22 protein-coding genes are annotated in these 21412 nt (G+C 67.6%); 13 read left to right on the top strand and 9 right to left on the bottom strand.

Annotation, left to right across the window (positions count from 1 at the left end; genetic code table 11):
* Positions 1 to 13: 13 nt before the first annotated feature.
* Both AYJ57_RS17025 and AYJ57_RS17030 read right to left on the bottom strand, forming a co-directional pair.
* Positions 14 to 703 carry a DsbA family protein gene (locus AYJ57_RS17025; protein ID WP_066108723.1) on the bottom strand — a complete coding sequence of 230 codons (690 nt, stop codon included), beginning with the start codon at positions 701 to 703 and terminating at the stop codon, positions 14 to 16.
* A 36-nt stretch (positions 704 to 739) separates the two neighbouring features.
* Positions 740 to 1246, bottom strand: a complete 507-nt coding sequence (locus AYJ57_RS17030) for a DUF721 domain-containing protein (protein WP_066108726.1) — start codon at positions 1244 to 1246, stop codon at positions 740 to 742.
* A gap of 95 nt (positions 1247 to 1341) precedes the next feature.
* Between AYJ57_RS17030 and mutY the strand changes: the two genes are divergently transcribed.
* From mutY to AYJ57_RS17070, 8 genes are all read left to right on the top strand, one after another.
* Positions 1342 to 2388, top strand: a complete 1047-nt coding sequence (mutY, locus tag AYJ57_RS17035) for an A/G-specific adenine glycosylase (protein WP_066110425.1) — start codon at positions 1342 to 1344, stop codon at positions 2386 to 2388.
* Between the two features lie 180 nt (positions 2389 to 2568).
* Positions 2569 to 3711 (top strand): alkane 1-monooxygenase, encoded by a 1143-nt coding sequence (locus AYJ57_RS17040; protein WP_066110426.1) that lies wholly within the window; start codon positions 2569 to 2571, stop codon positions 3709 to 3711.
* Between the two features lie 146 nt (positions 3712 to 3857).
* A complete protein-coding gene (locus tag AYJ57_RS17045) occupies positions 3858 to 4250 on the top strand; it encodes a cytidine deaminase (RefSeq protein WP_066108729.1) in 393 nt (130 codons plus the stop codon).
* Positions 4250 to 5539 carry a thymidine phosphorylase gene (locus AYJ57_RS17050; protein WP_066108732.1) on the top strand — a complete coding sequence of 430 codons (1290 nt, stop codon included), beginning with the start codon at positions 4250 to 4252 and terminating at the stop codon, positions 5537 to 5539. Before AYJ57_RS17045 ends, AYJ57_RS17050 begins: the two co-directional genes overlap by 1 nt.
* Positions 5536 to 6744, top strand: a complete 1209-nt coding sequence (locus tag AYJ57_RS17055; protein WP_066108734.1) for a phosphopentomutase — start codon at positions 5536 to 5538, stop codon at positions 6742 to 6744. The genes AYJ57_RS17050 and AYJ57_RS17055 overlap by 4 nt, the downstream gene beginning before the upstream one ends.
* Positions 6741 to 7763, top strand: a complete 1023-nt coding sequence (locus tag AYJ57_RS17060) for an adenosine deaminase (RefSeq protein ID WP_066108738.1) — start codon at positions 6741 to 6743, stop codon at positions 7761 to 7763. The genes AYJ57_RS17055 and AYJ57_RS17060 overlap by 4 nt, the downstream gene beginning before the upstream one ends.
* Positions 7760 to 8389: a uracil phosphoribosyltransferase gene (gene upp / locus AYJ57_RS17065; RefSeq protein WP_066108741.1), complete on the top strand. Its 630-nt coding sequence runs from the start codon at positions 7760 to 7762 to the stop codon at positions 8387 to 8389. Before AYJ57_RS17060 ends, upp begins: the two co-directional genes overlap by 4 nt.
* 68 nt (positions 8390 to 8457) lie before the next feature.
* Positions 8458 to 9771 (top strand): SPOR domain-containing protein, encoded by a 1314-nt coding sequence (locus AYJ57_RS17070; protein WP_066108743.1) that lies wholly within the window; start codon positions 8458 to 8460, stop codon positions 9769 to 9771.
* A gap of 94 nt (positions 9772 to 9865) precedes the next feature.
* Here AYJ57_RS17070 and AYJ57_RS17075 read toward each other — a convergent pair whose 3' ends face one another.
* The gene (locus AYJ57_RS17075) at positions 9866 to 10891 is read right to left on the bottom strand and encodes a hypothetical protein (RefSeq protein WP_066108746.1); all 1026 of its coding nucleotides are present in this window, start codon (positions 10889 to 10891) and stop codon (positions 9866 to 9868) included.
* Between the two features lie 243 nt (positions 10892 to 11134).
* On the opposite strand from AYJ57_RS17075, the gene AYJ57_RS17080 reads away from it, so the two are divergent.
* Positions 11135 to 11782: a sulfotransferase family 2 domain-containing protein gene (locus AYJ57_RS17080; RefSeq protein ID WP_066108749.1), complete on the top strand. Its 648-nt coding sequence runs from the start codon at positions 11135 to 11137 to the stop codon at positions 11780 to 11782.
* A 261-nt stretch (positions 11783 to 12043) separates the two neighbouring features.
* Here AYJ57_RS17080 and AYJ57_RS17085 read toward each other — a convergent pair whose 3' ends face one another.
* Positions 12044 to 12685 (bottom strand): ribonuclease T2 family protein, encoded by a 642-nt coding sequence (locus AYJ57_RS17085; RefSeq protein WP_066108752.1) that lies wholly within the window; start codon positions 12683 to 12685, stop codon positions 12044 to 12046.
* Between the two features lie 141 nt (positions 12686 to 12826).
* Between AYJ57_RS17085 and AYJ57_RS17090 the strand changes: the two genes are divergently transcribed.
* Positions 12827 to 13597, top strand: coding sequence for a DUF1013 domain-containing protein (locus tag AYJ57_RS17090; protein ID WP_066108754.1), 771 nt, complete (start codon positions 12827 to 12829; stop codon positions 13595 to 13597).
* Between the two features lie 218 nt (positions 13598 to 13815).
* Entirely contained in the window at positions 13816 to 14085 is a 270-nt protein-coding gene (locus AYJ57_RS17095; protein ID WP_066108756.1) for a hypothetical protein, read from the top strand.
* 14 nt (positions 14086 to 14099) lie between these two features.
* On the opposite strand, the gene AYJ57_RS17100 is transcribed toward AYJ57_RS17095, so the two are convergent.
* The 5 genes from AYJ57_RS17100 to AYJ57_RS17120 form a co-directional block, all read right to left on the bottom strand.
* Positions 14100 to 15023 carry a hypothetical protein gene (locus tag AYJ57_RS17100; RefSeq protein WP_066108760.1) on the bottom strand — a complete coding sequence of 308 codons (924 nt, stop codon included), beginning with the start codon at positions 15021 to 15023 and terminating at the stop codon, positions 14100 to 14102.
* Between the two features lie 79 nt (positions 15024 to 15102).
* Positions 15103 to 15696, bottom strand: a complete 594-nt coding sequence (gene recR, locus AYJ57_RS17105; RefSeq protein WP_066108763.1) for a recombination mediator RecR — start codon at positions 15694 to 15696, stop codon at positions 15103 to 15105.
* Between the two features lie 104 nt (positions 15697 to 15800).
* The gene (locus AYJ57_RS17110) at positions 15801 to 16145 is read right to left on the bottom strand and encodes a YbaB/EbfC family nucleoid-associated protein (protein ID WP_066108765.1); all 345 of its coding nucleotides are present in this window, start codon (positions 16143 to 16145) and stop codon (positions 15801 to 15803) included.
* Between the two features lie 178 nt (positions 16146 to 16323).
* The gene (locus tag AYJ57_RS17115) at positions 16324 to 16704 is read right to left on the bottom strand and encodes a hypothetical protein (RefSeq protein WP_066108770.1); all 381 of its coding nucleotides are present in this window, start codon (positions 16702 to 16704) and stop codon (positions 16324 to 16326) included.
* 58 nt (positions 16705 to 16762) lie between these two features.
* The gene (locus AYJ57_RS17120; RefSeq protein ID WP_066108776.1) at positions 16763 to 18592 is read right to left on the bottom strand and encodes a DNA polymerase III subunit gamma/tau; all 1830 of its coding nucleotides are present in this window, start codon (positions 18590 to 18592) and stop codon (positions 16763 to 16765) included.
* Positions 18593 to 18905: 313 nt separating this feature from the next.
* Between AYJ57_RS17120 and AYJ57_RS17125 the strand changes: the two genes are divergently transcribed.
* A complete protein-coding gene (locus AYJ57_RS17125; RefSeq protein ID WP_237220262.1) occupies positions 18906 to 20447 on the top strand; it encodes an ankyrin repeat domain-containing protein in 1542 nt (513 codons plus the stop codon).
* 115 nt (positions 20448 to 20562) lie between these two features.
* Complete coding sequence (ypfJ, locus tag AYJ57_RS17130; RefSeq protein ID WP_066108779.1) at positions 20563 to 21408, top strand: KPN_02809 family neutral zinc metallopeptidase; 846 nt, start codon at positions 20563 to 20565, stop codon at positions 21406 to 21408.
* Positions 21409 to 21412: the final 4 nt, after the last annotated feature.

The raw sequence follows: 21412 nt of genomic DNA on the forward strand, positions 1-21412 counted from the left end.
GTTTTCCCGGTGGTTACTGCGCCGCTTCATAGTGCTCGTCGAGCACTTCGGCGAAGTCATCATAGGACATGTTCGAGTAGGGCTTGCCGTCGATGATGAACGAAGGCGTCGCCGAGATATCGTCGCGCGTGGCGTTTTCCTGATACCATTCGACCAGCGCCTTGAGCTTGGCGCCGTCGTTCATGCAGGCGTCGAGCTTGTCCTTGCCGATGCCAGCCATCAGGCCGATCTTGCGCAGCTCGTCGGCGATGCCCTGATCCGAGCCCGCTTTGACCCACGAAGATTGCGTCTCATAGATCATGTCGGAGATGCCAAAGAACTTCTCGGGGCCGCCGCAGCGTGCGACCATGGCCGCCCACATGCCGTATTTGTCGAAATAGACATCGCGGTACACCAGTTTGACCTTGCCGGTCTTGATGTAGTTCTCTTCGATCTGCGGCAGCACCTCGTTCGAGAAGCGCGCGCAATGCGGGCAGGTGAAGGAGGCGTATTCGACGATCTCGACGGGGGCGTCGGCATCGCCCTTCACCATCTCGATGATCTCGGGCGCTTCATCGGAGCTGGCCTCGCTGCTTGCCTCCTGTGCAGCGGCCGCGCCGGGCAGGGCGATCCCCGTGGGCGTGACGCGGGGCGCCTCGAGCAGCCAGCCGCCACCAAGGGCGAAGGCGGTCGCAAGCGCGGCGACGGGAAGAATGCGGGTCATGTAAGGTCCTCTTGTGGTTGCCTTGTCACGGCGTGTTCAGCGCCGCGATTTCGAAATGACGTTGCCAGCCAGACGCTCCAGCGCCTGCCGCAGCCCGTCGTCGTGAATGTCTCCGGCCACCTGATGGGCCTCGGCTTTGATCTCGGGAGAGGGCTCTGGCTTATCAACCTTTTGCGCGTGACCAAAGGCGACGCGGCCCTCGGCAAAGCCGGTGCTGGCGGTCTGGGTGATGCGGATGCGGGCGATGGCATTGTAGCCGTAGAGCGCGTTGACCTTGTCGCGCAGCTGCTCTTTCTGCATCTCCAGCAGCGGCGCGTTGGCACCGGTCGTCAGCAGCGTCAGCGTCGCGCCAAAGGCCTTGCGGCCATAGCTCACCTCGACCGGGCGAGCGATGGCGGCCACATCGGCGCCGACGATCTCTTCCCAATGGGTCAGCAGGCGCGACTGCGCAAAGCCGCGGCTCTCGCTCGCCTTGCGGATCTGCGCGTTCAGCAGCCCCGATGTCTTGGCGAAGCCATATGTGGTGGTGTTGCGCCGTGCCATCTTGAATCCCTCTCTGCGGACCTATTCTAGTGACCCCGCATTCACGTGCCAGCAAGGAATCGCTTTTGTCGTCGATGATCAAGGGAATGTCAGCCATGCGTGACAGCGCGCGGGCCGAAGATCTGCTCACCTGGTATGACCGCCACGCGCGCGAGTTGCCGTGGCGGGTGAGCCCTGCCGCGCATGCGGCAGGCGTGCGGCCCGATCCCTACCGCGTGTGGATGTCCGAGATCATGCTGCAGCAAACCACTGTGGCGGCGGTGAAAAGCTATTTCGAAACATTTACATCGCGCTGGCCGATGGTCAGCGATCTTGCTGCTGCCGAGGATGCCGACGTGATGGCGGCATGGGCTGGGCTGGGCTATTACGCCCGCGCCCGCAACCTGCTGAAGTGCGCGCGGGTGGTGGCGGATCAGCATGGCGGCGTCTTTCCGCAAAGCCTCGACGGGCTGCGCGCGCTGCCCGGTGTCGGGCCCTATACCGCCGCGGCGGTGGCGGCGATCGCTTTTGATCTGCCCGAGACGGTGGTGGACGGCAACGTCGAGCGGGTCATGGCGCGGCTGCACGACGAGCATATGCCGCTGCCGCAGTCGAAGCCGGTGCTGACGGAATATGCCGCTGCGCTGACGCCGCAGCAGCGGCCCGGCGACTATGCGCAGGCGGTGATGGACCTTGGTGCCACCATCTGCACGCCGCGCAACCCGGCCTGCGGCCTCTGCCCGTGGCGCACCGCCTGCGCCGCATGGGATCACGGCACGCAGGCAGAGCTGCCGAAAAAGGCCCCCAAGAAGCGCAAGCCGACGCGCCACGGCATCGCCTATCTGGTGAAGCGGGTGGATGGCGCGTGGCTGCTGGAGCGCCGCCCCGACAGCGGGCTTTTGGGCGGGATGCTGGGCTGGCCGGGCTCGGATTGGGGCGAGGAGGCACCCGCCGACGCGCCGCCGATCCGCGCCGAGTGGAAGACGCTCAACGCCGAGGCGCGTCACACCTTCACCCATTTCCACCTGCGCCTGACGGTAAAGACCGCGCTGGTGCCGATGGAGCGCCAGCCCGAGCGCGGGGCCTTCGTCGAGGCGGAGGTGTTTGACCCCGAAGACCTGCCCACGGTGATGCGCAAGGCCTTCGCCCTGACCTCCAATTGACCCCGACCTCTGTCTGAGGCTGCCCTTTGGCTGAGGCTGTGCGGCAACGTCACGCCGCCCCGGCCCTTGGGTCGCATTGACCGGAGCCGCCGGATCGGGACAAGCTGCGGCGCAAGACCCTCAGCACGCGACCTGCGCCAGCCAGAGGCGATGTTTGGGGCAGACGTTGGGGACGAGTGCATGATCGCTGCAGAGAAATTCGCGCGCTGGACGGCCGCCGCGCCGTTCTGGCTGGTCTATATCCTGCCTGTTCTGGTCTGGCTGGGCGCGCTGAACGGCGGGCTTTGGGTGCTGCTGCCGCCCTTGGCCACATGGTATCTCTTCTCGGCGCTGGATGCGGCGCTGGGGCTGAACACCGAGAACGCCGATCCGCAGACCGAAGAGCGGGCGCTGCTTTGGTACCGCGCCGGCGTGATGCTCTGGGCGCCGGTGCAATTCGTCACGTTGTTTGCGCTGATCTGGTACGTCTCGGGCAACGACGCGCTGACCACCTTGGAGAAATTCGGCGTCTTCTTCGGCACCGGGGTGATGACCGGCACGGTGGGGATCGTCTACTCGCATGAGCTTTTGCACCAGCGCAACAACCTCGAGCGGCGGCTCGGGGACTGGCTGCTGGCCATGGTGCTTTATTCGCATTTCCGCTCGGAGCACCTGTTGGTGCATCACGTCTGGGTCGGCACGCCGCGCGATCCGGTCACCGCGCGCTACAACGAGGGCTTTCACCGCTACTACCCGCGGGTGCTGCGCGAATGCCCGGTTTCGGCCTTCCGCGCCGAGAAGAAACTGCTGGCCCGCCGCGGCCTGCCGTGGTGGCACCGGCGCAACCCGTTCTGGCTCTATCTCGGGCTGCAGCTTGCCATGCTAGCGCTGGCGCTGATCGTCGGCGGTTGGGGCGGGCTGGCGCTGTTCCTCGTGCAGGCGGGCGTGGCGATCTGGCAGCTGGAGCTGACCAATTACGTCGAGCATTACGCGCTGACCCGCGAGTACCTCGGGGGCGGGCGCTACGAGCACGTGAAGCCGCACCATTCGTGGAACTCGGCGCATACGGCGACCAACTGGCTGCTGATCAACCTGCAGCGCCACTCGGACCACCACTACAAGCCCGACCGGCGCTTTCCGTTGCTGCAGAACTACGCCGAGACCGAGGCGCCGCAGCTGCCCTACGGCTATCCGGTGATGACCATGGCGGCGATGGTGCCTCCGGTCTGGCGGCGGGTGATGAACCCCAAAGTAAAGGCGTGGCGGCGGCAATGGTATCCGCAGATCGAGGATTGGTCGGACTACAACAAGGCGCGCACGCCCTTGCCGAAAGGTTCGGCCTGACCGGGTTGTAGCGCCGCCGGGGGTTTCACACCCCCGGACCCCCGTGGGATATTTTTCTCTAGACGAAGGGGGCGGGCAGGCGCGGGGATTGCAATCGCTCCGGGCGGCCCGCAACATGGGCGGCGAAAGACCACAAGAGGTGCGATATGTCGCTCGAGAAAGCCGCCCGCGCGGTGCGTGAAAACGCCTATGTTCCCTATTCGAAATTCAAGGTGGGGGCGGCGATGCTGGCACCCTCGGGGAAAATCTACGCCGGCTGCAACGTCGAGAATGTCGCCTATCCCGAGGGCACCTGCGCCGAGGCCGGGGCGATCGCGGCCATGGTCGCGGCGGGCGAGACGGAGATCGTCGAGGCCTATGTCATCGCCGATTGCGAACACCCGCTGCCGCCCTGTGGCGGCTGCCGGCAGAAACTGGCCGAGTTTGGCAAGACCCACGCCAAGGTGACGCTGGCCACCACCGATGGCGCAACGCTGGAGACCACCGTGGGTGAACTGCTGCCCGGCGCCTTCGGCACGGGGCATATGGACCGCGCCTGATGGACGCGCGGACGGTCATCGCGGCACTGCGACGCGGAGAAGAGCCCTCTGGCGCAGCGCTGCGCTGGTTCGCCGAAGGGCTGGCGAGCGGCGCGGTGAGCGATGCGCAGGCCGGGGCCTTTGCCATGGGGGTCTGCCTGCGCGGGCTGTCGGAGGAGGCGCGCGCGGCGCTGACGCTGGCGATGCGCGACAGCGGCCATGTGCTGCGCTGGGATCTGCCGGGGCCGGTGCTCGACAAGCATTCCACCGGCGGCGTGGGCGATTGCGTCAGCCTCGTGCTGGCGCCGATTCTGGCGGCCTGCGGGGTCTATGTGCCGATGATCTCGGGGCGTGGGCTGGGCCATACCGGCGGCACGCTCGACAAGCTCGAGGCGATCCCCGGCTATGACACCGCGCCTTCGGAGGAGCGGCTGCGCGGGGTGCTGCGCGAGGCCGGCTGCGCCATCGTCTCGGCCTCGGAAGGCATCGCGCCCGCCGACAAGCGGCTCTACGCCATCCGCGACGTGAGCGCGACGGTGGAGAGCCTCGATCTCATCACCGCCTCGATCCTGTCGAAGAAGCTGGCGGCGGGGCTCGAGGGCTTGGTGCTCGACGTGAAAGTCGGTTCGGGCGCCTTCATGAAGACCATGGAGGAGGCGCGGGCGCTGGCACGCTCACTGGTCGGCACCGCGAATGCGGCGGGTTGCCCGACCACGGCGCTGATCACCGATATGGATCAGCCACTGGCCGATGCGCTTGGCAATGCGCTGGAAGTGCGCTGCGTCATGCAGGTGCTGACCGAGGGCGCGGGCGGGCCGCTGCTCGATCTGTCGGTGGCGCTGGGGGCCGAGCTCTTGGCCAGCGCCGGGATCGAGGGCGGCGCGGCGCGCCTGCGCGAGACCGTAACGAGCGGCGCGGCGGCAGAGCGCTTTGGGCGCATGATCGCGGGGCTGGGCGGGCCTTCGGATTTTGTCGAGCACTGGCGCGATCTGCTTCCGGCAGCGCCGGTGGTGCTGGATGTGCCCGCGCCCGAGACGGGCCATGTTGCGGCGATGGATGGTGAGGCGCTGGGGCTTGCCGTGGTGCATCTTGGCGGTGGGCGCGAGGTTGAGACGGACCGCGTCGATCCCGCCGTCGGCCTGTCGGATGTGCTGCGGCTCGGCCAGCGGGTCGAGACGGGGCAGCCCTTGGCGCGGGTCCATGCCGCCAGCCGCGCGGCGGCAGAGGCGGCGGCTGCGGCGGTGACGGCGGCGATCCGTCTTGGCGATGCGCCGGACGTGGCGCCTATGGTGCGGGAAAGGATCGCCTGATGCGGGCATTTCTGGTGGTGATGGATTCGGTGGGCATCGGCGGCGCGCCGGATGCGGCGGGTTATTTCAACGCAGGTGTCCCCGACAAGGGAGCCAACACGCTGGCGCATATCGCGCAGGCCTGCGCCGCAGGCCGGGCGGAAGAGGGGCGCAGCGGTCCGCTGCATGTGCCGGTGTTGGATGCGCTGGGGCTGGGCGCAGCAACCCGTCTGGCGAGCGGCGACGAGGTGCCGGGGCTGGAAGCGGAGCCTTCGGCGCTCTGGGGCGCGGCGAGCGAGTGCTCGAAGGGCAAGGACACGCCCTCGGGCCATTGGGAACTGGCGGGTCTGCCAGTGCCATGGGACTGGCACTATTTCCCCGAAGCAGCGCCGGTCTTTCCGGCGGAACTGCTGGCAGAGGTCTGCAAGATCGCCGGGGTCGCGGGCACGCTGGGCAATTGCCACGGCTCGGGCACGGTGATGCTCGAAGAGTATGGCGCAGAGCACCAGCGCAGCGGCTGGCCGATCTGCTACACTTCCGCCGACAGCGTCTTTCAGATCGCCGCGCATGAAGAGAGCTTCGGGCTGGATCGCCTGCTGGCGCTTTGCGAGGCAATCGCGCCGACGCTGCACCAGATGAAGGTCGGCCGGGTCATCGCGCGGCCCTTCGTCGGCAGCCCCGGCAGCTACAAGCGCACGACCAACCGGCATGATTACGCGATCACCCCGCCCGAGCCGATCCTCACCAATTGGGTGCAGGAGGCCGGGCGGCGCGTCTATGCGGTGGGCAAGATCGGCGACATCTTCTCGATGCAGGGTATCGACGAGCTGCGCAAAGGCGATGACGCCACGCTCATGCGGCACCTAGGCGATCTCGTTGACGGCGCCGAGGAGGGCTCGCTCACCTTCGCCAATTTCGTCGAGTTTGACAGTCTTTACGGACACCGGCGCGATGTCTCTGGCTACGCCCGCGCGCTCGAATGGTTCGACGCCGAGCTTGGCAGGCTGCTGCCGCGCCTGCGCGAGGGGGATCTGCTGCTGATCACCGCCGATCACGGCAATGACCCTACGTGGGTTGGCACGGACCACACGCGCGAGCGGGTTCCGGTACTTGTATATGGGCGCGGGGCAGGGCAGATCGGGCGGATCGAATTTGCCGATGTGGCAGCCAGCATCGCGGCGCACCTTGAGGTGCCCGCGCAAGGACCGGGAAGGAGCTTCCTTTGAGAGACCCCAGAGACCACGACGAGGAGAGCCTGCACCGGATCAAGGCGCTGCCGAAGGTGGAGTTGCACCTGCATATCGAGGGCGCCGCGCCGCCAGCCTTCATCCGCGGGCTGGCGCAGGAAAAGAAGGTGCGCCTCGACGGGGTCTTTGCCGAGGATGGCACCTATGAGTACCGCGACTTCGTGCATTTCCTGCAGACCTATGAGGCCGCGACCTCGGTGCTCCGATCGCCCGAGGATTACGCCCGGCTGACCCGCGCCGTGCTAGAGGAATGCGCGCAGAACGGGGTGATCTACGCCGAGACCTTCATCTCGCCCGACTTTTGCGGCGGCGGCGATCTGGGCGCATGGCGCGAGTATCTGCACGCCATGCAGGAAGCGGCGGATGCAGCCGAGCGCGACATGGGCATCACCCTGCGCGGCATCGTCACCTGCGTGCGCCACTTCGGGCCGGAGGTTGCCAAGAAATCCGCGCTCTGCGCGGCCGAGACGGCGGGCGAGTGGATCACCGGCTTTGGCATGGGCGGCGACGAGAACAAAGGCGAGCAGCGCGACTTTGCCTATAGTTTCGACATGGCGCGCGAGGCGGGGCTGCGGCTCACCACCCACGCGGGCGAATGGCGCGGCCCGCAAGAGGTGCGCAACGCCATCGAGCATCTTGGGGTCGAGCGCATCGGCCATGGGGTGCGCGCCATCGAGGATCTGGCGCTGGTCGATTTGATCGCCGAAAAGGGCATCACGCTGGAGGTCTGCCCGGGCTCGAACGTCCAGCTTGGCGTTTACCCCAAGCTCTCGGCGCATCCGATCCAGAAGCTGCGCGCGCGCGGCGCCAAGGTGACCATTTCCACCGACGATCCACCCTTTTTTCATTCCACCATGGTGCAGGAGTATGAAAACCTTGCACGCACCTTCGGTTGGGAGGAAGAGGACTTCACCGAGATTGCCAAGACCTCTGCCAATGCGGCCTTCTGCTCGGCCGACACGCGCGAGGCGCTGCTGAAAAGACTGGAGAGCGCATGAAACACCTGACCGTTGTCGATCACCCGCTGGTGCAGCACAAACTGACCCTGATGCGCGAGAAGGATACGTCGACCGCCTCTTTCCGCCAGCTGCTGCGCGAGATTTCCCTGCTGCTGGCCTATGAGGTCACCCGCGAGCTGCCAGTGACCACCAAGCAGATCGAAACCCCGATGTGCGAGATGGCCGCCCCCACGATCGAGGGCAAGAAACTGGCGCTGGTGTCGATCCTGCGCGCCGGCAACGGCCTGCTCGACGGCATTCTCGAGCTGATCCCTGCGGCCCGCGTCGGCTTTGTCGGGCTCTACCGCGACGAGGAAACGCTCGAGCCGGTGCAATATTACTTCAAGGTGCCCAAGAACCTCGAAGACCGCACGGTGATCGCCGTCGATCCGATGCTGGCCACGGGCAATTCCTCGGTCGCCGCGATCGACCTTTTGAAGCAGGCGGGTGCCAAGAATGTCATCTTCCTGTGCCTTCTGGCCTCGCCCGAAGGCGTCAAGCGGATGGAAGAGGCGCATCCCGATGTGCCGATCATCACCGCGGCCTTGGACGAGAAGCTCAACGAGAAGGGCTATATCGTTCCGGGACTAGGGGATGCGGGCGATCGCATGTTCGGCACAAAATAAGCCCTCTCAACGCTTTACAGCTTTGGGGGCTTCATGCAAAGCTGAGGGGGTAGTTTCCGGGGGACGACATGCGTTTCAAAGTGCTGGCCAACATTCTGGCGGGTCCCGCCACCCTAGCTCTCAGCGCCCTGTCCGCCGCGCCCACGCTGGCGCAGCGGATCGATACCATCAGCGAGCCGGCGGAGGTGCCGCCGGCCAGCTATGAGGCCGCGCAATATGTGGACAGCAAGGGCTGTGTCTTCGTGCGCGCGGGCTTTGATGATGCGGTGATCTGGGTGCCACGGGTCAGCCGCGCTGGCGATCCGGTCTGCGGCTACGCGCCGAGCCTCGGGGCCAGCGCCCGCACCGCGACACGCACCGTCGAAGCGCCTGCAGCCCAATCGGCCCCCGAACCCGCGCCGGTCACAAAGCCTGCCGCAAAGCCGGTCGCGACGGCGGCTGCCCCGACCCCCGCTCCGGTCCGCACCACCCGCACCACCTCGGCGCAGCCCATGGCCACGGTCGCCTCGAAACCCGCCAGCGCCCCGGCTCCCGTGGTCAAGGCCCCGGCCTCGAAGCCGCCCGCCGCGCCCGCGCCGCGCGTGGTTGCCACCGTACCTGCGCCGAGCCGTGCTCCGGCGCCGGTGGCCCCCGGCAGCAAGCTGGTCGGCGGGGCCTGCCCGTCGGGCTTCTCGGGCGAGATCACAAGCAATGGACGGCGCGTGCGCTGTGGCCCGCAGACCGCACCCTATGTCACCGAGGTGCGCCGCGGCGAGGCGCCCGGACCGGGCAAGAACGTCTATTACAACCACGGCGGCGGCAGGGGCAGCTGGGAAGAGGGCGCTCTGATGGTGCCCGGCAGCACCCGCATCGTGCCGCGCCACGTCTATGAGGAAGGCCCGGCAGAGCGCACCGTGCTGCCCGCGGGCTACCGCCCGGCGTGGGAGGATGACCGGCTCAACCCTCATCGCGCGCTGCAGACCGTCGAGGGCTATTATGACAGCCAGCGCATCTGGACCCAGACCGTGCCGCGCGCCTCGACCGCCGGAACCCGCGTGACGGCGCGCGCGCCGCGCGTGCGCTTCGAAGGCGATCCCGATCTTGTTCTGGTGCAGGCCCCGCGCAGCAGCGGCGCAACCACACTCACCGCCGCAGCCTCCGACAGCGCTTCCGCGACTGCCGCGAGCCCCAAGTTTGTCGAGATCGGCGCCTTCACCACCGGCGACAAGGCCGCCGAGGCGCGCCGCCGCCTGCAGGCTGCTGGCCTGCCGGTGCAGATGCTCCAGCGCGGCTCGGACGAGATGCGCCGCCTGCGCGTCGGTCCCTACAGCGATGCCCGCGCCGCCAGCCGCGCGCTGGCGCAAGTCCACGCCACCGGCTACCGCGAGGCCTATCTGCGCTGAGCCCCGCCTCTTCTTCTCTTTAAAAATACGCAAAAAGACCCGCCGGGGATCCCTGCCCAAGCGCCGGAGGGAACAGCGCCGCTTTGCCGCCTGCTCAGCCGCCGCAGATGCCCTGCAGGCGCACCCAGTCGGCGTCGCTGACCACTGGCGCGCTGCCTTCCTTGGCGCGCGGATCGGCCTCGACCAGCCCCAGAACGCTCTCGCCGGTGATGTCCTGCGCATAGGCGTAGGGCGAGCTGCGCAGCTCGATCTTCGCGAAGCCGTCGAGCAGCACGTTTTGCGGCAGCGGGGCGTGCGGGCGGGTCAGCAGGTCTTCGGCGTAGCTTTCCAGCGCGCCTTCGGGCATCGAGCCGGTGGTTAGCAGGCGCAGGCTCGGCCAGAGCCCGGCGTGACCCAGCAATTCACCCAGCGGATCGGTCTGCTTGGCGCGCAGCGACTCGGCGAGGATATAGCCCGCCGCCACGTCCGGGTCCTCATAGTCTTCGAGCAGACTGCCAGAGACGAGGATCAGCCCGCCGGGCAGATGCGCCGTGTCGCGCACACCGTCGCGCAGCACCACCAGATCGTTGCGGCGGGCATCTCCCAGCACGCGTGCGGCCAGATGGCGCAGCGGGCGCGCCGCCTCGGCGCTGGTGCAGGGGCGGCCCGAGACGCGGGCGATCTGCGTCAGCAGCGCCTGACCGATCTCGACCCGCTTGGCGCGGGGCACCACGCGTTCGGCATGGTTGAGCAAAGCGCCGGGCAGCCACAGCAGCGCACCGGCCAGCACCAGAACCGCCACGCCGCCGATCAACCGCAGCCGCAGCTTGCCGGGTTTCGGGCGGCGCCGTTCGATGTCACGCAGCACCCGGTCGATGGCGTCAATCATCGTCGCCTCGTCCTCGGCCAGCTCCAGCGTCTCGCCGGGATCGCCATCGGGGTGGTAGAGCGCCGGAGAGCGGCCCTTGTTGGCGCGCACCACAGCGGCCATCGACCAATGCGACAGCGCCCGCCCGGAGATATCCGACACGGTCAGCGTGGCATCGCCCATCGACAGGATCACCTCGCGCCGCTGAGCCTCTGGCTCGGGCCGCCAAAGCGCGGTGGCTTCGAGGCGTTGATACTCCTTGAGGGCGGTCATGCGTGGGGCGGTCTCGGGCGCGGTCTTCTCAAAAGGTTTTTCTCGCGGGCTTTCTCTGGGCCGTCTCGGGGCTGCTCAGCCTCGGGTTCGCATCTGATTACCAAGCTCCCCGCTCAGGGGCAATCGCCTGCGCGCGCCAAGGCCTTCGCAAGCGCAGGCGGCGCGGCCACGGTGGCGAAAAAGACGCGCTGTGAGGGGCGCTTGCGAATGGTCCTGCGCGGCGGGCGGCGCTAGGGTCGGGGCATGATCATCTCGCGTGGCCGTGGCTATATTTTCGTGCATATCCCCAAGACCGGGGGCACCTCTCTGGCGCGGGCGCTGGAGGCGCGGGCGCATCGCGACGATATCCTGATCGGCGACACGCCGAAGGCGCAGAAACGCCGCGGGCGGCTGCGCGGGCTGGTGGCGCGCGGGCGGCTCTGGAAGCATTCCACGCTGGCCGATATCGACGGCATCGTGACCCCGGAAGAGATCGCCCAGATGCGGCGCGTTGCGCTGGTGCGCAATCCGTGGGACCGGATGGTGAGCTATTATCACTGGCTGCAGACGCAGGCGTTCGCGCATCCGGCGGTGGCGCTGGCGCAGGGCTTGGACTTCCCGGCGTTCCTGCTGCATCCGCAGACCAGCGCCAGCCTGCGCGGCTGGCCCAGCTCGCGCTATCTGCGCGACGCGGCGGGCACCGATCGCGGCGATATCTGGATACGGCTGGAGCATCTTGGCGAGGACCTCGCGCCCTTCGAGGCGCATCTGGGCTTCGCGCTCGATCTGCCGTGGGACAATGCCTCGGACCGGCGGCGCGACTATCGCGGTTACTACTCGGATCAGCTGGCGCAGCATGTTGCGGAAAGCTGTGCCGAAGACATCGCGCGCTTTGGCTATCGCTTCGACTGACGGGGACCAAGCGATGGAATTTCGGCCAATCCGCCGCCTTCGAGAAAAATAATGTCCATTAATGGGCAGGGGGCGGTTTTGTTAACCTTTTCTTAATTCCGGCAGGATTTGACTGGCCACGTGGCCCGGAGCGGAAGCATGTATGGGCCGCGCCAGAGGGTGGGTCTTACTGACGGTCGTTTCCGTTTTCTGTATGCTGGCAAGCATTTGATCGCAGTATTCCCGGCCCGCCCTCTGGTTTTTTTTGGCCCGCGTCCGGCTTTAGCGGATCGGGTCGAGCAAAGCGTCCTTCAGGCTGCAATCCTTAACGACATCGCGGCCGCAGGGCACGGGATCGAGGTCTTTTGACAGGCACAGCCGCGCTTCTTGGATGCGCCCCGCTTGGCAGGTGATGGTCAGCATGTCGGGCTCCAGCCCCGGGTTGGCCTTCAGGAATGCCTCTTCGATCACCTGCGCGGGCAGGGTGACCGGATCTTCCAGACGCCGCAGAACCTCGGGACGTTTGACCGCCTCATAAGCGCGGCGGGCGAGGGCGAAATACGCCTCGGCGGGCAGCCCGGCGCAGGACCCGTGCTTTTTCCACTGGTACCAAGCCAGACCGGGCGTGCCCATGATGTCGGCCATGGCAGCGGTCTCGGCGCGGCTCGGGGCGCGCACCGATGTGTCGCAATAAGAGGGGTAGCCGCGCTCGTATTGCGGCCAGAGCCCGTGCAGCACCCAGCCAAGCGCGCGGTCGCATTGCGGTGAGTTGCGCGCTTCGCCCTCGAGCGCGCACCACGTCGGCGACCAGCTCAGCGACAGCACGTAATAGTCGAAACGGCCCGCGCGTTCGCCATCCGCACGGGCGGGGCTGGCGGCTCCGGCGAGAACGGCACAGGCGAGCAGGATCAGCAGGGCACGCATTTTCTCTTTCCTCTTGGGTTGCGCGCGACTATATAGGCCCGAAGTTCCCCGACAACGGAAACCCGTCCTGGAGAAGTAATCCGGGACCTCCCGAGGCCAACGCCTTGGGGGAGGGGAGAAGATTTACGTAGGAGATGACCCATGGCAAAACTGCTGCATCCCAAGGCGACCGCTGTCTGGCTCGTCGACAACACCACCCTGACTTTCAAGCAGATTGCCGATTTCACCGGCATGCACGAACTGGAAATCCAAGGCATCGCCGACGGTGACGTGGCCGGCGGCGTGAAGGGCTTTGACCCGGTCGCCAACAACCAGATCGAGCAGATCGACATCGACAAAGCCGAGAAGAATCCGCTCGCCAAGCTGAAGCTGAAGTACAACCCCGCCGCTGTCGACGAAGACAAGCGCCGTGGCCCGCGCTACACCCCGCTGTCGAAGCGTCAGGACCGTCCGAACGCGATCCTGTGGCTGGTGAAGTTCCACCCCGAGCTGACCGACGGCCAGATCTCCAAGCTGGTGGGCACCACCAAGCCGACGATCCAGTCGATCCGCGAGCGCACTCACTGGAACATCCAGAACATGCAGCCGATCGACCCGGTTGCTCTGGGTCTGTGCCGCCAGTCCGAGCTTGATGCCGCCGTTGCCAAGGCCGCGAAGAACCGCGACGAGGTGATGACCGACGACGAGCGCCGCAAGCTGGTGTCGACCGAGCAGAGCCTCGGCATGGACGCCGAGCCGCGCCTGCCCTCGGCGATCGAAGGTCTCGAGACCTTCACGCTCTCCGATCCGCGCGGCGAGGACGACGAGGAAGAAGACAAGGGCCCGAGCGATTTCTCGGATGCCGACAGTTTCTTCAACCTGCCGTCGAACGATGACGACGACGAGGATGACAGCGAGGACCCGCGCGGCTGATCCGCGTCTCGCGAGGATTTTGAAAGGCCCGCCGCAAGTGATTGCGGCGGGCCTTTTCTTTTGCGGTGGTGGGCGGTCGCGCGGCCCTCACGGCAGCGATTGACGCCGCCTTGTCCGAGGCGTATCGCCCGCGGCGATGCACCCTTCAGAGGTGCAGCGTGTCGCCCGCCGCGTGGCCATTTCCGGCAAATGAGCGGGCCCCTTGGAACAGACAAGTGATGCTGGGAACCGCTTTTCCCTGTGGTGATCCCGCGGCCGAGCGCCGCGCGGGCTTTGCCGAGACACTCGCGCATCTCGGCGATATGGCCGGTGCGGTCGAGGTGCTGATGGGCGTGATGCAGATCGTGCCGGGCTGGGCTGCGGGCTGGTTCCGCCTGGGCGAATGGCTGGAAGGCTGCGGCGCTGTCGACGCGGCGGCGGAGGCCTCGGACTACGCGGTGGCACGGGTGCAGGACCGGGAAGGGGGCGCCGCCGAAGCCTTGGCGTAAGCACCCGGCGCGGCTCAGAAGCGATAGGTGAGCCGCGCGTTCAGCGCCTCGGTGCCGTCGAAGTCCGAGGCCGCCTCGATGCGCGCGCCAAAGCCGCAGCCGCCCTCGAAGCCAAGCCCGACGGCCACTTGATCCTCGCTCAGCAGATCGGTGGCGCCAAGGCTGCCGCCCGCGGCGAAATCGAGGTCTGGCTGGTCGCCGCCGTTCACCACATAGGCAGCGTAGGGGCGCAGCAGGCCGCCCTTGGCCCGCATCGGCGCGCCCATCTCAAGGCGCATCGAGGTGGCATAGGTGACGCGGTTCTCCACCTCTGCATCGATGTGGTGCAGCGTGTAATTGCCTGTGGCATGGCGCAGCACGTCGCCGGACACCACGAGGTCGATGCCGGTGCCCGGTGCTTCGCCCTGTTTCAGCATCGTCTCGCCGCGCAGGCTCAGCCCCAGCAGGCGGCCATTGTGGTCGGTGCTGCCGCTGACCGAGGACGGGCTGGACAGCTTGTTGTGCGTGCGCCCCATGTAGAGCGCCGCAGCATAGTAGACGCCATGCGTCGCCCCGGCATAGCCCGCACCAAGGAAATACGAACGGATGCGCGCCTCGCCAAGATCGCCATCCACCTCCGAAGCGCCCTGCGCGTAGCCCATGAAGGCCGACAGGCTGCTGCCGAACCCATAGCCCAGCACGGCGCCACGACTGTTGTAATCCGAGCCCTGCGCATCGTCGGGGTTGGTGCTGCCACCGGCGGCATAGCCCGAGGTGAACGCGCCGGGCTGCTGCGCATCGAGCGCGCTATGGCCGATGCCAAGGCCGATCTCGCGCGACAGCAGGTCCATCTGCGACAGCGAGGCGGTTTCCTGCGCCTGTGCGGCGGGCAGGGCGAGCATGAGGCTGGAGACGAAAGCGAGGGGAAGGGCGAGCGGGAGGGAGGATGCGCGGGTCATGGCAGCGCTGTAGCGCCAAAGCGGGCGCCCGCCCAGATGGCAGCTTTCACAGACGCGTTACGCTGGGGTGGGCAGGCACTCAGAGCTTGCGACGGGCGTTGAGCGCTGCGGTGATCGTGCCGTCGTCGAGATAATCGAGCTCGCCACCGATCGGCACGCCCTGCGCCAGCGAGCTGAGCGCGACGCGGGTCTCAAGCTGGTCGGCGATGTAATGGGCGGTGGTCTGTCCATCGACGGTGGCGTTGAGCGCGAGGATCACCTCGGTAATCCCTTCGCTCTCCACCCGCGCCACAAGCTGCGGGATGCGCAGCTCCTCGGGGCCGACGCGGTCGAGCGCCGAGAGCGTGCCACCCAGCACGTGATAGCGCCCCTTGAAGCTGCCGCCGCGCTCCATGGCCCAAAGATCGCCCACGTCCTCGACCACGCAAAGCTGGCCGTTGCCGCGGCGCTCGTCGGCGCAGATCGGGCAGATCTCTTCGGTGCCGACATTGCCGCAGTTGAGGCACTCGCGGGCGGTGGCGGCGACCCGGCTCATCAGCTCGGCCAGCGGCGTCAGCTGCAGCTCGCGTTTGCGGATGAGATGCAACACCGTGCGCCGCGCCGAACGCGGCCCGAGGCCTGGCAGGCGGGCCATCATCTCGATCAGCGCGTCGATCTCGCTGCGGTCGGGCATGGGGGAGGGACCTTCTGTGCCGCGGCCCGCATCTGATGGATATCGCAAAGCGCCTTGCGGCGCTCCACTCTGTCCGGCCAGACGCGGAGCCTGCGGCAGGCGCCTTAGAACGGCATCTTCATGTCGGCGGGCAGGCCCATCTCTTCGGTGAGCTTGCGCATCTCCTGCTCGGCGCGCTCCTGCGCCTTGGCTTGCGCGTCCTTGACCGCGGCAAGGATGAGGTCCTCGACCACTTCCTTGTCGTCGCTGTTGAAGATCGAGGGATCGATGTCGAGCCCCTTGAGCTCGCCCTTGGCGGTGGCGGTCGCCTTGACGAGGCCCGCGCCAGATTCGCCGGTGACCATCGTGGTGTGCAGGCCTTCCTGCAGCTCGGCCATCTTGCCCTGCATCTCCTGCGCGGCCTTCATCATCTTGGTCATATCGCCAAGACCGCCCAATCCTTTGAACATCTGATCTCTCCTGTCTGAGGCTTGGTTCTCTAGATACGGATGACACCGGCAGGCGACAAGGGCGGGGCTTGCGTATTTGCGGAACAATGAAGGGCGGGCGCGGGCTCGAGACATCGCGCCGTGAGTATTTGCGGAAAGATGAAAGCATCTTGGCAACCGGCGTGGCGGGCGCCGATCCTTACTTGCCGTCGCGGCCCGCGGCCTCGTCGAGCAGCCGGGTGAGCAGCAGCGCGGCGCCGCCGATCATCAGCGAGCGACCGAGCGAGTCGGTGACATTGGTGGGCGCGAAGGCGGCCACGTGATCACGACTGGTGAGCGCCGCGCGGCGGGCCTTCGAGCGGCGCGGCAGGTCGCCGAACTGGCGCGGCTCGGGCACATGGCCGATGCGCGGCTTGGCCTTCAGCAGAGCCGCGCCAATCGCCAGCAGGCCGCCGGCAAAGAGCATCGGGGCAAGGCGCTCGCGGCGGCTGGCGGGCAGCGCGTCGTTCACGCGCGCGCGTAGAGCGGGCAGGCTGGCCTTATGGGCGAGGTCAGTGGCTTTGCTGGTGTCGAAATTCATCGCGGGTCCTCCGGGTGTGACAAAGGTCAAACCCGGAAGCGCCGCGGATGTTCCCGGCTCAGTCTTCCTCGAAGGGATCCCATTCGTCCTCGACCTCGGGCAGAGCCTCGACGGCGGCCTGCTGCTGCTCGGCCTCCGGGGTGCGGATCTCGACGATTTTGGCCTTGGGGAAGGCGGCAATGGCGGCTTGCACCAGCGGGTGCTGCTCGGCCTCCGCGCGCAGCGCCAGCTCGGCGGCATCGCGTTTCTCGACAATGGTCGGCGTCTCGCAGCCATTGACCAGCGAGACCCCCCAGCGCGCCCCGGTGAAGCGCTGCAGCGCGGTGCCGAGCCGCTGCGCCAGATCGGGCGACGCCTTGGCGGCGGGGGTGAACTCGATGCGCCCCGGCTGATAGGCGGCAAGGCGCACGCCGCCCTCGACCTCGACCAGCAGCTTCACGTCGCGGTTGGCGCGGATCAGCTCGAGCACATGCTCGAAGGTGGGATAGCGGGCGAGTGCATTGTTCTGGGCCACGGCGGGGACGGCGTTGCCGTAACTCGTGCCAGACATGGCGCCGGACATCGCACCCGACATTGCGCCGGAAATCGCACTGGGGCCGGCGGGGCCGGGATGGGTGGGCTGCGCCGCGCTGCCATAGGCCTGCGTGCTGCCGCCCTGCGCGGGAGAGCCGCCCGCGGGCGCATGGGCATAGCCACCACCGCCGGGGCCCGGAGGCGGCGGCGGGGGCGTGTCCTGCAGCTTGCGCAGCAGTTCCTCGGGCGAAGGCAACTCGGCCACATGGGTCAGCCGGATCACCGCCATCTCGGCAGCCATCATCGCGTTGGGCGCCTGCGCCACCTCTTCGAGCGCTTTCAGCAGCATTTGCCACATGCGGGTGAGCGGGCGCATCCCGAGGTTTTGCGCCAGCGCCGCGCCGCGGGCGCGCTCGTCGGGGCCGACGGTGGGGTCCTCGGCGGCCTCGGGGGTGATCTTCACCACCGAGATCCAATGGGTCAGCTCTGCCAGATCGCGCAGCACCGCCATCGGGTCGGCGCCTTCGGCATATTGCTCGGACAGTTCGGTCAGCGCGCCCGGCGCGTCGCCATGCATGATCTTCTCGAAGAGATCCATCACGCGGCCACGGTCGGCGAGGCCGAGCATGGCGCGGACCTGATCGGCGGTGGTCTCGCCCGCGCCGTGGCTGATCGCCTGATCGAGCAGGGACGTGGCGTCGCGCGCCGAGCCTTCGGCGGCACGGGTGATCAGCGCCAGCGCATCATCGGTGATCTCGGCGCTTTCACGGCTGGCGATCTTGCGGAGCAGGTCGATCATCACCTCGGGCTCGATGCGGCGCAGATCGAACCGCTGGCAGCGCGAGAGCACCGTCACCGGCACCTTGCGGATCTCGGTGGTGGCGAAGATGAATTTCACATGCGCGGGCGGCTCTTCCAGCGTCTTGAGCAGCGCGTTGAACGCGCTGTTCGAGAGCATGTGCACCTCGTCGATAATGTAAATCTTGTAGCGCGCCGAGGCCGCCCGGTAGTGCACGCTGTCGATGATCTCGCGGATGTCGCCGACGCCGGTGTTGGAGGCCGCGTCCATCTCCAGCACGTCCACATGGCGGCCTTCCATGATCGCGCGGCAATGCTCGCACTGGCCGCAGGGCTCTGTGGTGGGGCCGCCGGTGCCGTCGGGGCCGACGCAGTTCATGCCCTTGGCGATGATCCGGGCGGTGGTGGTCTTCCCGGTGCCGCGGATGCCGGTCATGATGAAGGCCTGCGCGATGCGGTCGGCCTTGAAGGCGTTTTTCAGGGTGCGCACCATGGCATCCTGCCCGACGAGATCGGCAAAGGTCTCGGGGCGGTACTTGCGGGCGAGAACCTGATACTTGGGGCTGTCGTCAGTCATGGAATCCGTGGCGCTCCTTCGGTCGCGGCCAAGGTAAGGCGGGGGAGGGAGGAGGTAAAGCGGGCCGTCGGGGATGGGCGTCCACAAGGCCGCGATCCGTCGGACCCGCGCCACAGTTCCTTGCACAGTCCTTTGCCACCCAAACTTGCCGCCCGTAGTGCCCACTTCCCCAAACCCCACCGCTCTGCTATGACCGCGGCAGGCCCGCCGGCAGGGGGCCGCCCGGTCCGCGGAAAGCGCCCGCACCTGCCTTTGCGAGCCGATCTCAAATCATTCGGTTTCACTCCTGCCCGGACCAGCGGACCATCGGGCGATGACGGAGGACACCGGCATGCTCTTTCCCGACCCCTTTTCTGGGCCGACCCCATCCATCGACGATCTGCGCCGCGAGGCGCGCCGCCTGCATAAATCCTATGAAGCGGGCGACCGCGCCGCGCGCGAACGGTTGCGCGACGCACCGCCGCGCGGCGACGACCGGCTGCTCAAACGCGCCGATTTCCTGCAGGTCGTGGCGCGTGAGCGCGGCTTTGAAAGCTGGCCCAAGCTCAAGCTTGCGGCGGAAACCCAAGGGCTGGACCGCGCGGCGCGTATCCAGCGGCTGAAGATCGCGCTCTATCACGGGCAGATGCCGGTGGTGGAGAGGCTGTTGGCCGAGACGCCGGACCTTGCGGAGGGGCATTTCGGCCTGAAGTGCGCGCTGTGCGATCTGCCCTCTGTCGAGGCGGCACTGGCGGGGCGCCCGGACTTGGCGACCGCGCGTTTCGGTCCGCGCAGCGCGCTGCTGCATCTGGCCTTTTCACGCTGGCAGACGCGCCAGCCCGAGGCCAAGGCTGCCGCGCTGCAGATCGCCCGGCTGCTGGTCGCTCAGGGTGCCGATGTCAACGATGCCGAAGAAGTGCCGGGCGGCGCACGCCATTCGGCGCTCTACGGGGCGCTCTGCCACGGGCGGAACATCGAATTGGCGGGCTGGCTGCTGGAGCAGGGGGCCTCGGCCAATGATGGCGAGTCGCTCTATCACTCGGTGGAGCCGGGGGGCGGCGAAGGGCTGGCGCTGCTGCTGGACCATGGTGCCGATCCTCGGGGCACAAACGCGCTGCTGCGGGCGCTGGATTTTCACGACCACGGGGCGGTGCAGCTGTTGCTTGCGCATGGGGCCGACCCGAATGACACCGCCGCGCCGATCCCGGCCCTGCACCACGGCGCGCGGCGCGGCTGCGACCGCCGGATGATCGATCTGCTGCTGGAGGCGGGGGCCGATCCGGCGCGCGAGTGGCGCTGGAGCACGCCCTACGCCTATGCGCGGGTGATGGGCTGCGCGCCCTTGGCCGAGGCGCTGGAGGCGCGCGGGCTGCAAAGGCCGCTGTCTCGCGAAGAGGCGTTGATGGCTGAGGCGGCGCAGGGGCGCACCACCCCCGGTGCCTTCATCGACCCTGCCGCGCTGCCGCCCGCCTATGACGGGCTGATGCGCGATCTGGCGGACCGTCCGGAGCGGCTGGGACAGATCAAGGCGTTGGTTGCGCTTGGCCTGCCCTATGACGCGCCGGATGCGCTGGATGGTGTGCCGCCGGTTCAGGCCGCGGCATGGGGCGGTCACCCAGAGCTGCTTGGCTATTTCCTGTCGCTGCGGCCCGACCTCGGCCATGTGAACCACCACGGCGGCACGCTGCTCGGCGCGCTGCTGCATGGTGCGGACCATGCGCCGGAAGGGCCGGGACGGGATCACCTCGCCTGCCTGACGCTGCTGCTGGACCATGGCGTCGCGCTGCCGCGCAAGGCGCTGGCGATGGTCGGGCGGAGCGATCTGGCTGCGGCGCTGGCCGCGTGGGCCGAGGCGCATCCCGGGCAGCTCGTCTGAACTGAAAGGTCGGCCTTTAGGGCTCGCCATATGCGGGAAATTTGTTCCCTAAAGCCCCGGCAGCGCCTATCATCGGCGCTGCCGGCAGGCATTTTTTCATACAAGGAATTTTATCATGCGACTGAGAGGTGTGCGCCGCAGCAGCAATGTCGAAGACCGCCGCCGGTCCGGCGGCGGGCGCGTTGCCGTAGGCGGCGGGCTTGGCGGTATTGCGCTGCTCGTGGTTCTGGCGATCGGCTATTTCGCCGGTGTCGACGTCACGCCGCTGCTCAACGACAGCACGATGCAGACCTCGTCCGAACCGCGCGAGCTTACGCCGCAGGAACAGCTGGCCGGGGAGTTTGCCGCGCAGGTGCTCGCCACCACCGAGCAGGTCTGGGGACAGGTTCTGCCAGAGCAGGCGGGGATCGACTACCGCCCGCCGGTGTTGGTGCTGTTCTCGGGCCAGACCGCCTCGCCCTGCGGCGGTGCAAGCGGGGCCACCGGGCCGTTCTACTGCCCGCTGGATCAGCAGGCCTATCTCGACACCGAGTTTTTCGCCACGATGGAACAGCGGCTTGGCGCCGAGGGCGATTTCGCCGCCGCCTATGTGATCGCCCATGAGGTGGCGCACCATGTGCAGAACCTTCTGGGGATCCTGCCCGAGGTCGAAAAGCTGCGCCAACGGGCCAGTGAGGTGCAGGCCAAAGCGCTGACCGTGCGGCTGGAGTTGCAGGCCGACTGCCTGTCGGGGGTCTGGGGCAGCCATGTGGATGGCATCCTCGAGCCGGGCGACGTGGAGGAGGCGCTGAACGCCGCGCGGATGATCGGCGACGATCTGTTGCAGAAGCGCGCCGGGCGGGTGCCGCAGCCGCATACGTTCACCCATGGCACCAGCGCGCAGCGCTCGGGCTGGTTCGCGCGCGGCTATGAGGCCGGGAACATCGCGGCCTGCGACACATTCTCGAGCGATGACATCTGAGCCG

The organism is Salipiger sp. CCB-MM3 (genome assembly GCF_001687105.1).
GTDB lineage: Bacteria > Pseudomonadota > Alphaproteobacteria > Rhodobacterales > Rhodobacteraceae > Salipiger.

Bases quoted from the DNA above. Each gene is read 5' to 3' on its own strand.
- AYJ57_RS17025 (WP_066108723.1), bottom strand. From the start codon at position 703: ATGACCCGCATTCTTCCCGTCGCCGCGCTTGCGACCGCCTTCGCCCTT.
- AYJ57_RS17030 (WP_066108726.1), bottom strand. From the start codon at position 1,246: ATGGCACGGCGCAACACCACCACATATGGCTTCGCCAAGACATCGGGG.
- mutY (WP_066110425.1), top strand. From the start codon at position 1,342: ATGCGTGACAGCGCGCGGGCCGAAGATCTGCTCACCTGGTATGACCGC.
- AYJ57_RS17040 (WP_066110426.1), top strand. From the start codon at position 2,569: ATGATCGCTGCAGAGAAATTCGCGCGCTGGACGGCCGCCGCGCCGTTC.
- AYJ57_RS17045 (WP_066108729.1), top strand. From the start codon at position 3,858: ATGTCGCTCGAGAAAGCCGCCCGCGCGGTGCGTGAAAACGCCTATGTT.
- AYJ57_RS17050 (WP_066108732.1), top strand. From the start codon at position 4,250: ATGGACGCGCGGACGGTCATCGCGGCACTGCGACGCGGAGAAGAGCCC.
- upp (WP_066108741.1), top strand. From the start codon at position 7,760: ATGAAACACCTGACCGTTGTCGATCACCCGCTGGTGCAGCACAAACTG.
- AYJ57_RS17070 (WP_066108743.1), top strand. From the start codon at position 8,458: ATGCGTTTCAAAGTGCTGGCCAACATTCTGGCGGGTCCCGCCACCCTA.
- AYJ57_RS17075 (WP_066108746.1), bottom strand. From the start codon at position 10,891: ATGACCGCCCTCAAGGAGTATCAACGCCTCGAAGCCACCGCGCTTTGG.
- AYJ57_RS17080 (WP_066108749.1), top strand. From the start codon at position 11,135: ATGATCATCTCGCGTGGCCGTGGCTATATTTTCGTGCATATCCCCAAG.
- AYJ57_RS17085 (WP_066108752.1), bottom strand. From the start codon at position 12,685: ATGCGTGCCCTGCTGATCCTGCTCGCCTGTGCCGTTCTCGCCGGAGCC.
- AYJ57_RS17090 (WP_066108754.1), top strand. From the start codon at position 12,827: ATGGCAAAACTGCTGCATCCCAAGGCGACCGCTGTCTGGCTCGTCGAC.
- AYJ57_RS17095 (WP_066108756.1), top strand. From the start codon at position 13,816: ATGCTGGGAACCGCTTTTCCCTGTGGTGATCCCGCGGCCGAGCGCCGC.
- AYJ57_RS17100 (WP_066108760.1), bottom strand. From the start codon at position 15,023: ATGACCCGCGCATCCTCCCTCCCGCTCGCCCTTCCCCTCGCTTTCGTC.
- recR (WP_066108763.1), bottom strand. From the start codon at position 15,696: ATGCCCGACCGCAGCGAGATCGACGCGCTGATCGAGATGATGGCCCGC.
- AYJ57_RS17110 (WP_066108765.1), bottom strand. From the start codon at position 16,145: ATGTTCAAAGGATTGGGCGGTCTTGGCGATATGACCAAGATGATGAAG.
- AYJ57_RS17115 (WP_066108770.1), bottom strand. From the start codon at position 16,704: ATGAATTTCGACACCAGCAAAGCCACTGACCTCGCCCATAAGGCCAGC.
- AYJ57_RS17120 (WP_066108776.1), bottom strand. From the start codon at position 18,592: ATGACTGACGACAGCCCCAAGTATCAGGTTCTCGCCCGCAAGTACCGC.
- AYJ57_RS17125 (WP_237220262.1), top strand. From the start codon at position 18,906: ATGACGGAGGACACCGGCATGCTCTTTCCCGACCCCTTTTCTGGGCCG.
- ypfJ (WP_066108779.1), top strand. From the start codon at position 20,563: ATGCGACTGAGAGGTGTGCGCCGCAGCAGCAATGTCGAAGACCGCCGC.